Source organism: Nonomuraea sp. NPDC049480 (assembly GCF_044465905.1).
GTDB lineage: Bacteria > Actinomycetota > Actinomycetes > Streptosporangiales > Streptosporangiaceae > Nonomuraea.
Map to the genome: position 1 here is coordinate 16,625 of NZ_JBITMD010000032.1, position 11,261 is coordinate 27,885.

The 11,261-nt window shown below is 69.5% G+C and carries 13 protein-coding genes; all 13 read right to left on the reverse strand.

From position 1 onward, the window contains the following. Nucleotide 1: 1 nt before the first annotated feature. The 13 genes from ACIBX3_RS51855 to ACIBX3_RS51915 all read right to left on the reverse strand — a co-directional run bounded on the left by ACIBX3_RS51855 (nt 2) and on the right by ACIBX3_RS51915 (nt 11,142). A complete protein-coding gene (locus ACIBX3_RS51855; protein WP_397128173.1) occupies nt 2-541 on the reverse strand; it encodes a hypothetical protein in 540 nt (179 codons plus the stop codon). Then, nucleotides 541-2,409 carry a hypothetical protein gene (locus ACIBX3_RS51860; protein ID WP_397128174.1) on the reverse strand — a complete coding sequence of 623 codons (1,869 nt, stop codon included), beginning with the start codon at nt 2,407-2,409 and terminating at the stop codon, nt 541-543. The genes ACIBX3_RS51855 and ACIBX3_RS51860 overlap by 1 nt, the downstream gene beginning before the upstream one ends. Before the next feature lies 1 nt (nt 2,410). Further along, the gene (locus tag ACIBX3_RS51865) at nt 2,411-5,716 is read right to left on the reverse strand and encodes a hypothetical protein (protein ID WP_397128175.1); all 3,306 of its coding nucleotides are present in this window, start codon (nt 5,714-5,716) and stop codon (nt 2,411-2,413) included. A gap of 17 nt (nt 5,717-5,733) precedes the next feature. Next, the gene (locus tag ACIBX3_RS51870) at nt 5,734-6,105 is read right to left on the reverse strand and encodes a hypothetical protein (RefSeq protein WP_397128176.1); all 372 of its coding nucleotides are present in this window, start codon (nt 6,103-6,105) and stop codon (nt 5,734-5,736) included. Continuing rightward, the gene (locus tag ACIBX3_RS51875) at nt 6,066-6,362 is read right to left on the reverse strand and encodes a hypothetical protein (protein WP_397128177.1); all 297 of its coding nucleotides are present in this window, start codon (nt 6,360-6,362) and stop codon (nt 6,066-6,068) included. The genes ACIBX3_RS51870 and ACIBX3_RS51875 overlap by 40 nt, the downstream gene beginning before the upstream one ends. Nucleotides 6,363-6,439: 77 nt before the next feature. Next, nucleotides 6,440-6,904, reverse strand: coding sequence for a hypothetical protein (locus tag ACIBX3_RS51880; RefSeq protein WP_397128178.1), 465 nt, complete (start codon nt 6,902-6,904; stop codon nt 6,440-6,442). Further along, a complete protein-coding gene (locus ACIBX3_RS51885; RefSeq protein ID WP_397128179.1) occupies nt 6,904-7,335 on the reverse strand; it encodes a hypothetical protein in 432 nt (143 codons plus the stop codon). The genes ACIBX3_RS51880 and ACIBX3_RS51885 overlap by 1 nt, the downstream gene beginning before the upstream one ends. Nucleotides 7,336-7,394: 59 nt before the next feature. Continuing rightward, complete coding sequence (locus tag ACIBX3_RS51890; RefSeq protein ID WP_397128180.1) at nt 7,395-8,111, reverse strand: hypothetical protein; 717 nt, start codon at nt 8,109-8,111, stop codon at nt 7,395-7,397. Then, a complete protein-coding gene (locus ACIBX3_RS51895; protein ID WP_397128181.1) occupies nt 8,068-8,268 on the reverse strand; it encodes a hypothetical protein in 201 nt (66 codons plus the stop codon). Before ACIBX3_RS51895 ends, ACIBX3_RS51890 begins: the two co-directional genes overlap by 44 nt. 9 nt (nt 8,269-8,277) lie before the next feature. Next, nucleotides 8,278-8,697 carry a hypothetical protein gene (locus ACIBX3_RS51900; RefSeq protein ID WP_397128182.1) on the reverse strand — a complete coding sequence of 140 codons (420 nt, stop codon included), beginning with the start codon at nt 8,695-8,697 and terminating at the stop codon, nt 8,278-8,280. Continuing rightward, entirely contained in the window at nt 8,697-9,287 is a 591-nt protein-coding gene (locus ACIBX3_RS51905; protein WP_397128183.1) for a phage head-tail connector protein, read from the reverse strand. Before ACIBX3_RS51905 ends, ACIBX3_RS51900 begins: the two co-directional genes overlap by 1 nt. A gap of 12 nt (nt 9,288-9,299) precedes the next feature. Further along, a complete protein-coding gene (locus ACIBX3_RS51910; protein WP_397128184.1) occupies nt 9,300-9,530 on the reverse strand; it encodes a hypothetical protein in 231 nt (76 codons plus the stop codon). Between the two features lie 223 nt (nt 9,531-9,753). Continuing rightward, entirely contained in the window at nt 9,754-11,142 is a 1,389-nt protein-coding gene (locus ACIBX3_RS51915) for a hypothetical protein (protein ID WP_397128185.1), read from the reverse strand. Between the last annotated feature and the right edge of the window lie 119 nt (nt 11,143-11,261).

An 11,261-nucleotide genomic window follows, 5' to 3' on the forward strand; every position in this document is an offset into this window, starting at 1 on the left:
CTTACACCAGCTTCGTCACGATCAGGCCGGACAGCGCCTTGACCTTCGTCGGGGTGGCGTTGGAGGTGGCCTGCGTCCACCGGAACCCGAACGTGCCAGCCGTCGCCCCGACCTTGAGCACGCCAACAGCCGGGATGATCAGATAGTTGCCGGTGCCGATGGTGCGCATGTCGGGTAGCGAGCCGATGGTCTGCCGGGTGCGGCTCACCTCGCCCACGCCGTTGGTGTCGTCGCCGAGCGCGTCCGAACACCAGTCGAACGTGGCGCCGCTGGGGCCGTACCAGCCGTATTCGATGCCGCCGGCGCCGTCCGTGCCCGCGCCGCCGGTGGCGCCGTCGTGGCCGTCGACCATGATGTACGCCTTGATCCAATAGTTGGTGTTCGCGGTCGCGGAGAACAGCAGGTGGTTGTCGTTCTGCATCGTCTCGCTGGAGGTCACCGACTCATCCGACGGCTTGTCCACGAACATCACCTGCACGACCTTCGTGTTGAGGTCGGTCGCGCCGAGCTGGTTGCCGTCCGTCCACGTCCCGAACGCCATCAGAACCCCAGCGGGTTGAGGTCGAGGCGGCCGCGGGTGGCGTTGCCGATGATGAAGAACGATCCGCCGGCCGCCGTTGACTGCAGCGTCCACCGGGTGACCCATGCCGTGCCGGGCGTGGCCTGGTGCTCGATGCCGCGAATGAAATAGTCCTGCTCGATCATCGATCCTCCCCCCGGTGGCCGGCGGCGGATGGTGATCCGGTCGCCGATGAGCCGGTTGAACGTCTGCGGGAACAGGTCGTCCTCGTCTCGCTCCGGCTTGATCGTGATGGACTCGAAGCGGCGTTCGGGCTGCGCTGACAGCGACAGCACCCACTGCGCCATGTTCAAGGCGCTCGCGTCGTTGTTGAACAGCAGGTCATCTCGCGTGTAGGTGCTGACCAGGAACTCCTCCTGGGAAGCGGCATCCTCGGCGACCTGCTCGGCGCCACCGACTCGGGTGATGATGACCCGGTTGACGAACTGCGTGTCGTCATCGCTCAACGCCAGGTCGCTGTACGGCAGTTCGCTGCCGCCGCCGTCGCCGAACGTGGCCTGCGACGTCGTGGACCGGGCGTCGTTGTTGATCGCGTTGCGGTTGCGGAAGAACATCTTGCCGTCGCCGGTCACGTAGAGTTCGCCGACTTCGGTCTCGTTGGTGAGCAGCAACTCCTCCATGAGGTTGCTGTTGAGCGTGGACGCCTGCAGGGTGACGTCGCCGGTGGCGATCTGCCGCAGCGACGCCGGCCAGCCCGCGTTGTCGAGGATCCGGTTGATCCGGGCGCTGGTCAGCTCCGACGGCGCGGCCACCGAGTCGGCGTTGCGCCGGTCGAAGTTGGAGAAGACCTTGAACGCGTCGGTGCACGGCACGGTGGCGGTCGACTGGTTGGGGCCGTTCCACTCGATGTTCCAGGCGTCGACGTAGCCCCGGAACAGGTCGTAGGTGACGGAGTTCCAGATCGCCCTCACGCGGACCGGCCGCCGGGGTTTGACCAGGGTGCCGCCCGACCCGCTGGACAGGCCGGACAGGCTCTTGTGCGCCATCGACACCGTGGTGAAGGCGCCGCTCTGGGCGTCCTCCGCCTCGGTGTACGGGCCATCCGTGGCCGACCAGTCCCACGTCGACCCGGCGCCGCCGGCGGTCGCGGAGACGAACCGCAGCTCGTAGTCGGCAGTACCCGCGGGCTCGACGGACGGGGTGTCGAAGAACGCCGCGCCATGGTTGTCGGTCGAGGCGAACGTGGGCGTGCCGGTGGCGTCCCGCACAGCGGCCACCACCACACCACCATCGGAGAAGGTGGCCTGCGTGAAGCCGTACGTGCCCGGCTCGGCGCCTCCCGCCACCTTCCACCACACCTTCGAGTGCAGGGAGTCGGTACCCACGTCCCGCGAGGTGAGGAGCTGCCAGGTGGTGCCGCCGGTGGGCGTAGCCATGGCCGCCTCGGTGCCCCAGTCGGCGGCCTGGAAGGCGATGAGGATGTCGCCGCTGACGACGCCGGACGGCTTGGCGCACGTGTAGCTCGTCGAGGTTGAGGTGGCGACGGTGGAGTCGCGCAGGCTCGCCTCGATGGTCTCCGGGTCGGTGCTGGCGCACGCCACCGTGAAACCGTGGCCGTACGTCTGAACCTTGTTGGAGACGGCCTGCTGGATGCCCGAGGCTGCCGAGCCGGACGGCAGCGTGTAGGGGCCTTCCAGATACGTCGAATCAAACCGTCTGTCCGAGTTGTTCAGGGTGAGTTCGCACGTGCCGGCCTCGTACCGGATCAGCGGGCCCTCGACCCGGCTGGACCCGCGCTTGATGGTCAGGCTCATCAGGTAGGCGCTGACGTCGACGAACGTGTCGTTGTTCTCGAAGTCGACGGCGACGTTGATGATGGGGAACGCCACGTCAGCGGATCCTCAGGGTGATGCCGCCGTTGTCCTTGGCGTACTTCTGGACCTGCTTGATGAGGCCGGCGATGTCCTGGACGCCGTGGAAGTGGGCTTCCCTAATGACCAGGTCGCCGCCGCGCATCTTGTCGACGTTGGCGAGCGGCTCGGGGGCGCCGGTGCCGTTGTGGACCAGCGACGTGCCTTCGGGCAGGTAACCGCCGTTGTCGAACGACCACGGCATGACGCCGCCAGAGGCGAGCCGGAGCCCATACCGGCGGGAGAACAACCCGTTGTTGGCGCCCCGGGCCGCCGAGCCGACGACCACGCCGCGCGAGCCCCTCGACTCGACGTTGACGCCGCCGAGCGTGCCCGCCATGTGCCCGACACCGGCGTCGGTGACTCCGACTCGGAATCCCGAGTTGGCGTTGCGGACGAACCCGCCAGGGCCGCCCTTGGAGCCGAAGCTCCAGGTGGTGAACATCCGCCGGTGAGGGTTCTTGCCCTTGATGACGTTCATGATGCTGCCCATGAAGCCGCTGCAGTCCCATCCGCGCGGACCCACGCCAGCCCAGATGTAGGGTTTGCCGTGCTGGCGCCGCGCCCACTTGAGCGCGTTCTGCACGCCGGGCCCACCGACGCCGGCAACGTCCTTCAACTTCTTCTGGATCTTCTGCGCGGACGTCCAGGCGGCCTCGCCCACCTTGCGGTCGTAGCGGGTCATCGCGCCGGGGATCTTCTCGAAGTTGTGGAACGAGTGGCGGGCCAGGATGCCGCCGGAGGCGAAGAACGCGCCCTCACCGCGCAGCTGCTGCGGGCCGACCCCGGCGGCGAGCACCCGCCGGACGCCGGACACGCCGCCGCTGCGGGCCGCGGCGTTCATCCGCTCGACCGCGGCCGGACCGACCGCCTTCGTCCACTCCGGGCGCATGACGGCCTCGCCGCCGGACAGGCCCAGCGTGCCGCCGGTGGGGCTGTAGAACATGTGCGGGTCGCGGCCGGGCGTGTACCCGGGCAGGACGCCGCCGGACGCCCACAGCGAGGCCTTGGTGCCGCCGGGCAGGTTGACCGTCCCGTCCGCGTTCACGCGAATCTTGACGGTCTTGTTCCGGATCTTGTCTGTGGCGCTGTTGATCTGGCTGGGCAGTTTCGCGTACCGGGCCACCAGCTTGTCGATCTCCGCGCGGGACAGGCCCGAGTGCTTGAGCACCCCGCGGAGGCGCTCGATCTCGGTGGCGAACACCTTGTTCGCCTTGTCCACGCTGCCCGTCTGGGCGCGCACCTTCTCGGAGTGCTGGATCGCTGCCTGAATCGAGGAGATCAGCACGCGGGTGGCCTCGCGCCCGGCCTTGCTGTTGATGTTGATTTTGCCGGTGCGCTGGTCGATCTGGAAGTTGTTCCTGGAGAACGCCTTCGTCAGGTCGTCCAGGCTGTCGCGGAACGCGATGGCGGCCATGTCGGCGTCGCCGTTCAAGGTCTTGAACTTGGCCAGCGACGTATTCAGGCCGTTCACCTTGACGGTCGCCTTGTCGGCTGCCGCGCCAACGCCGTTCACGCTGTTCGTGACCTTCGCCGAGCTCTCCACCACGCCGCCGGAAGCAGTGTGCACCTGCCGGTAGGCTTCCCGCGCCTCGTTCAGGGCGGTGTTCTGGCCGCCCACCGCGTTCTGCAGGGTGCGGGCCGCGTTGCTGTTCTTGTCCGAGATGACCGACATGGCCATGGCGGCGTCGCCGGCCGTGTTGGTGTCGAGGATGTTGCGCTGGATCGCGGCGTTCACCCGGTCCATCGCCGCCTTGTTGCCGAGGGCGGCGTCGGTGACGTCCGTCAGGGCGAGCCCGAGCTGCTCGGCGGCCCGAAAGGCGCCGGACATTTGCAGCTCGTTCTTCACGCTGGAGATCGCGGTGTCGTCGAGGGCGCCCTTATTGCGGATCAGGGCGTCCGTCAGTTCCTTGACCTGCCGCTCGGCAGAGTCGTTGCGGGTGGCGAAGATGCCGAGCAGGGCCGCGCCGGCGCCGAGGGCGATCCCCCACGGCCCGGACAGGAACCCGACCATGCCGGACAGGGCGCCGCGCATCTTCCCCGTCGCGCCGTCCATGCCGCCGATCCGGTCACGGAAGCGCTGGACAGGGCCGTCAGCGCTGGTGAACGCGCTGATCACGTTGCCTACGCCGGTCACGAGCGGGGAAAGCTTGCTGGCCAGCGCGCCGAATACGACCGCCAGGGCGAGCGACTGCACCGCGCCTTCGCGCAGCGGCTCGGGCAGGCCGTTGATGAGCTTGACCACCGCGCCGAGCGGCCCCAGCACCAGCGGCAGCACGCCGGCCACGGCGACGGCGGTGTCGTGCAGCAGCTTGAACGTGGCCGCCGCCTGCTGCTGCCCACCGATCGAGCGGGACCAGGCCGCGAACTTCGCGGTCCCCGCCTCCAGGGTGTCGAGCAGCCCGTCACCGGCGCCCTTCGCCTGCGAGAACACGCCGAGCAGACCCTTGAGGACGTTGCCGCCGATCCTGCCAAGCTGCGCCAGCGTGTCGCCGGCCTTGGTCACGCCCCGCTCGAGCATGGCTGCGCCACGTTCGGAGGTGAGGAACGCCGCGGCGGCCTTGACGCCGTTCGTCGCCCACGCCGCCATCCGCTCAGCGAGTGGCAGCGACTTGACCGTGAGCTGTGTGATGACCTGCAGCGCGGGACGGGTCGCCCCGGCCAGCATGCCCATGATGCGGCCCGTCGACGCGAACGTCGCGTTGACGGCACCCCTGGCCATCGGCGTGTTCGCGAAGCGGGCGGCTTCCTTCGCCCCGGCATTGAACCCGGCGGCCACGCCGACCATGCCGGTGCGGACGGACGGCAGCAGGTTCTTGGCCACCGGCATCATCTCGGCGGCCAGGCCCTCGAACAGCTTGTCCTGGACGGCCCGCTGGACGCCGTCCCACTCCGTCTTGAGTGCGGCCGTCGCGCGGACGAACTGGCGGGCGTTCGGCGACAGCTTCTCCAGCGCCTCGTCCAGCTTCTTCGCGTCGCCCTCCGCCACGGCGGACATGGCGTCGCCCACGCCGAGCAGGCCGACCTTCAGCGTGGCGGAGGCGACCTTGGTAGCGACCAGAGCCGCCGGCATGGCGGCCACCGCAGCGGCGGCCGGGATCACGGCTGCGCCGAGGGCGGTCGCGCCCCCGGCCAGCGCGGCAAGTCCGACGCCCTTGCCTGCGACCGCGCGGACACGCTTCATGCGTGCTTCGAGCCGGTCGATTTCGGTGCCGACCTGCTTGAACGCCTTGGCTGCGTGTTCGCGGGCGAAGATGGTGAACCCGAGGGCGGTCTGGTTGGCCATGACTCACCCCCAGGTGCCTAGTCGTCGAACGGTCGCGGGATAGGTTGGGGCGGCGCCGGGGCAGGCCCGCGGCCGCGATGCGCCGAGGCGAACTGCCAGTTGGCGGCGGCGAGCTCGTCGACGGCCTTCGCCAGCAGTTCGACCTCGGTGGACCAGGCGGCCCGGTCCGGGCCTACTTCGGCGATGACGGTGGCGGCGTCGCGCGGGAGCCGGGAGACCAGCACCCACAGCCGGCGCCATGACATGCGGCCTGCCCAGAACTCTTCGAGCTGGTCGGCGTCGCGCGGGTAGAAGCGGGCCAGGTCCGCCTCGATGTCGTCCTCGTGCTCGACTAGCAGCCAGGACAGGGCTATGAGTTTTTTGGGCCCGTGCCGGCGACGGCCTCCCACAGCTGGTTTTGGATGTCGTCCCACTCCTCCGGCGACAGGTCGAGGTCCTCGAACGCCTCGACCTCCTCCGGCGTGAAGATGACGTCCAACGCGCCGATCATGTCGTTCTGCGACAGTCGGCGGGCCACCTTGCCGCGCTTGATGCGCTGGGGAATCGCCAGGATGAGCTTTTGCCCGTTCGGGCCGGTCCACTCGAACGTGCGCTTGGGCTCCGGCGTGAACTCTTCGGCTTCGGCTACTGCTCGGCTGGTTGCCATGCGGGTCTCCTTCGTGCTCGCGGGTCTGGCTTGCAGGCAGGACGGCCGGTAGACCCGCATCCCCGGCCGCCCCGCGATCAGCGGGTGATCTGGTCCGCGACGCGGTCCATCGCGGCCTTCATCTCCTCGCGCGCCTGGGGCGCGGTCTTGGCTACCGTCTGCCGGAACCACGGATGTCCGGGCTGCTGCGCCCACACCTCGCGGTTGCCGAACACCGGCTTCCGCCAGCCCTTCGGCGTGTCGAAGCCGCGCGGCAGCATCTCCAGGCCGGCGGGCATGCGGGTGACGATCCGTACCCGCGTGCCGGTGGCCTGAATGCCGACGCCGCGCGCCATCCTCCGGCGCAGGCCCGTCGAGCGTGGCCCCTTGGCGGGGATGGATCGGGCGGCGAGCTTGGCGGCGTCACGGCCGGGCTTGGCCGCCTCCCGTACCGCCTTGCGCAGTTCCCGGGCGAGGCCTTTCTCGGCGGCGTGCCGGAGGCGGCGGTTGAGCTCGCGCCACTCCCGGCCGTACTCGAACGCCACCTCCCACTGGGAGGCCATCAGGCGTAGTTGCCGCGGGTGACGACGCCGTCGACCTGGAACTCGGCGGAGAACGACACCTTGTCGGAGACGCTCGACTCGGCGGTGTACGACGTGATCCACGCCTCGCCCGAGTACTTGACCTTGCCGGTGGTAGAGCCCTCGGGCCCGTACTCGAACGTCGCCGTGGCGGTCTGGCCGGTCATCAGCCCGCCGAGCACCACGTCTGGGCCGGTCGTCGCCGTCGAGTCGAAGTGACCCGAGACGCTGAACGAGGTGTTGACCAGGCCGGGGATGTTCCTCACACCCTCGTCACCGAACGCCGTCACCTCCGACAGGTCCCTCGACCCGGGCAGGCCAGACACGTTGTCGACGTACTGGGACAGGGTGCGCAGCGTGCCGGCGGTGTCGTCGACCGCGAAAACGCTGTCCTTACCGTGAGTGAAAGCCACGACGCCCTCCAGGCATCAAAAAACCGGCCGTGGCCGGGGCGGGTCTGCGAACGGGATGATCAGCGGCGGGCGAACGCCGCCGCGTAGGTGAAGCTCGGCGTGGTGCCGGAGATGGTGTGTGTCTCGCGCACGTACCGGTTGACCGTGCCGGTCACCGTCCGCCGTTGGGAGCCTGCCGCCGTGGCGGCCGTGAAGGTGATCAGGTCCACCCACACGGAGTTGTCGACGGAGTGCTGAACCTTGGCCGTGAGCGACGGCGTGGTGCCCGAGGCGGCGGTCACGTGCAGAGACGCGACTCCGCCGTTGGCCGAGGACGCGCCGTTGTCCACGGACGTGCTGTTGCCGGTCGCGGTCTCCGCCGTATGTGCGTGCACGACGCGGCCGTGGTCGACGCCGTCGTTCGGGGTGGTCTCCACGGTCAGGCTGACCGTGTCGGACACCGACGACTCGATCACGTACGACGACAGGTTGGAGGTGGCGATGAACGCCGGTTTGCCGATCGTGAACCCGTCCGGCAGCACGGTCGTTAGCAGTCCGTCGAGGGCGCCGTCAGCGGCCTGGATCGTCTCGTCGATGTCGTCGTCGGCGCCGTCGAACAGGCCGTTGACGGTGACGCTGCCCGCGCGCAGGCCGGGGATGAACCGGGCGCCGTCGTCCAGCAGCGTGGTCGTCTCACCCATGTTTCGTTCGCCGGCCACGGTCCAGCCGGTGATCCGCCCGGACAGATGCCGGTTATTCACCATCACCCGGCCGTTCTTGCTGTGCACGAACGCCATCGCCGCTCACCTCCTCGATCGCTCCCTGCTCGACCAGCCACCCGACGCTCTTCGTGGGAAGGTCGTCGACCACGTCGCCCGCGTCGGCCCGGCGTTCCTCGCCGCGGCCCTTCGGGGTGTAGTTCAGGCCGGCGAGCACCTTGTACTGCTTGGCCACCGCGTCCTCCTATGCCGTGATCTCGATGCCGAAGTCGACGCCCACATATCGGCCGTCGCCCCACGTCATGGGGCCGTAGTTGCGGGCCTCTCGGACTCGGGCGAAATGCGCTGCGCCGCCGAGGCTCGGATCCGCTTCGATGACGGCCTTGATGGACCGGGCGCCGGCGCCTTCCAGGTAGGCGTCCAGTGCTTCCTGTCCGGACCGGTCGTCGGCCAGCGACACCAGTAGCGTCACCGTGAACAGGAAGTCGTCGGCGCCGCGCGCCATCGTCGAGTCGAACCGGATGGCCGGCTCACCCTCGAACCCGGGCGCGATGACGGCGGCCGGCGGGGTGATGCTGTCGGGCACCTGTGGATGCACGGCCAGGACGGGGATGGTCCGCAGCCGTACGGCCAGGCCCTCGCGGAGGGCGTCGAGGCTGGCCATCAGCCGAACCCGGGCAGCATGTACGGCTCGATGAGCGCTCGCACGTCGGGGTCGAGGTTGGGCACCCGTACCAGCCCCCATTCCGCGGATCCGGCGACGCCCTCTGGGCTGTCCTTGCGTTTGAACAGCCGCCCCGCCTGCAGCAGGGTGGCTTGCTCGATCTCGTCGGGGACGGACGGCCAGCCCCAGCGGGCGGTGATCCGTACCCGGGTGGTGATGGTGCCCCACGTGCCGGCGGCGAGTAGCAGGCCGGTGATGGCCTGCGAGTCGAGCAGCGCGTTGTCGGGCTGGGTCTCGTAGCCGGTGACGGCCGTCCACGAACTGCCCGACCCCGTCTCCACGACTAGGCCGGTCGCGCTGCCGATGTCGTCGATGAGCAGCAGCTCGCCGCGCTCGTCGCGGACGACGCGGCCGCGCGGGCTGAACGTGCGTTGCACGGCGGACGGGTCCAGCCAGAACCGGCGGCCGGTCTTCTTGTCGATCGCCCTGGACGCCGCGGCGAGCGCGTTGTTGAGCAGCGCGTCACGGTCGTTGTCCGTGATGCCCACCTGGGTCTTGAAGTCGGCCAGGGTCGCGTATTCGTTGGCCACGCCGTCCCGCCCTTACGTGGTGGACTTGCGCGCGGTTCTACGGCCCTTGGGAGGCTGCGAACGCGCGTCGGCCTCTCCGTCCTCCTTGGACGTCTCTGAATCGTCCTCAGACGCCTCGTAGCCGCGCAGGGCGAGCTGCTCGTCGACCTGGGCAACGCGGTCGTCCATGCCACGCTGGACGTAGCCGTCACGCTCGCGCAGGAGGGCTGCGATCATCGGGTCTTCGGTCTGCGGTTCAGCCATGGGTTCCTCTCTCACTGACGGCCGGTTCGCCCAGCAATCCGGGTTCCAGCAGGGGGCCTGACAGACGCACCGGCACAGGCCACTCCCGGCCTTGTCGCCGTCATCGCACCAGTCGCAACCGGACAGCTCCACAGCGCCGCACTGCTCGCAGGACAAGGCGGCCCGCCTCCGTTGCGTAGGGGGCGCTGGGGCCCGCAGCGATGCGGGCCCCAGCACGTGCGGATCAGACGCCGGTGAAGGTCGGGGCGATCAGACCCGTACCGGCGACCTTGCGGGCGTGGGCGTAGCGGGCGTGCGTGTACGCGAAGTAGCCGTACACGACCATGAGCACACCCAACGTGGCGGCGGCCGGCTGCTCAGCCCTGATGTACATCGGGGCTGACGCGTCCTCCCACAGGTGGCACTCGTTACGGTCCACCAGGTAGATCTCATCCTCGGTACCGGCGCCGAGGGTCGTCCCGATGTTGTTGTCGACGATCACCGGCGTGCCGTTCGGCAGCACACCGCGGACACCGCGGCCGTACGCCTCGGCATAGTTGGTGCCAAGGGTCTGCTGGACGATGCCGGGCTGGCTGATCATCGGCCACGTGCTGCCCATGGCGTTCTGCATCCAGTACCAGCGCCGAGAGTGCATGACCGCCAGGTTGTCGCCGGTGGCCTGGTCGAGCAGCGCCGCCTCGACCTCGGAAAGGCCCTGGATCACCTTCGGGTACAGTTCGGCGGCCGTGGGGCTGGCGTCGGTGTAGGCGACGGCGGTGGCCACGTTGGTCAGGCCGTTCGTGGCCTGGTTGATCAGTGTGGAGTCCAGCGTGGTCGCGTATCGACGGAACAGGTCGTCCAGCACCACCGGCTCGACGCCGGCGCCGCGCTCGATCGACTGCCGGGACAGCGTCTGCTGGCCGGCGTTCGTCTGCACGTTGATGGTCATCAGCGTGTCGTCGATGTTCGTCTCGGACACGGCCGTGTTCTCCGACGCCTGGATCGCCGTGCTGGTCGCCGTGGTGATCCGCGAGATGTTGACCGTCATGCCCTCGGCCGGCAGCGAATGACCGCGGATCGCGTCGGCGAACGGACGCCGGGCCGCCGCGGCGGGCGCGTACAGCTCGGTCAGGTACTGCGGCACGACCAGGCCGGTGAAGGCGCCAGTGCCGACCGCGCGCACGAGCTGGTCGCCACGCTCAACGCGCTCCTCCTGCATGTGCCGCGACAGCCGGTCGCGCGCCTCGTAGTCGCCGAGGAACGCCGCGGCGACGTCCCGTTCGAACGCGGCGCCGCGCCGGTCCAGGTCGGGCCGGTAGGTGCGCTCCTCGCTGCCGACCCTGGCCACCCGGTCGTAGGCGGGCGGCCGGTTGCCGGTCGGGGCGGTCCGGGCCTGCAGTGCGGCGATCTCCTCCTCGCGGGCCTGCTCGGCGAGCAGCTCGTCGAGGGCAGCCTGGCGGCGGGTGACCTCGCCGTCGGCGGCGTCACGGGTACGCACCCGCTCAGCCACGGCATCCTCGGTGAGGTTCGGGTCGGAGCGCAGCGCGAGCAGCGCCTCCTGCTCCTGCTGGCGGGTTGCGATCGCGGTGTTCAGCGCATCCCGCGCCTGCGCGATCAGATCTGCGAGCGTCATGGCTCGATCTCCTTGCTCGTGATGGGATTCATGACGCCCCGGTCCAGGTCAGACGGCCACCCGAGGCAGTGCGCCGGATGGGCTCGTGCGCGCGAAGCGCAGGGCAAAGCACCCGCCCC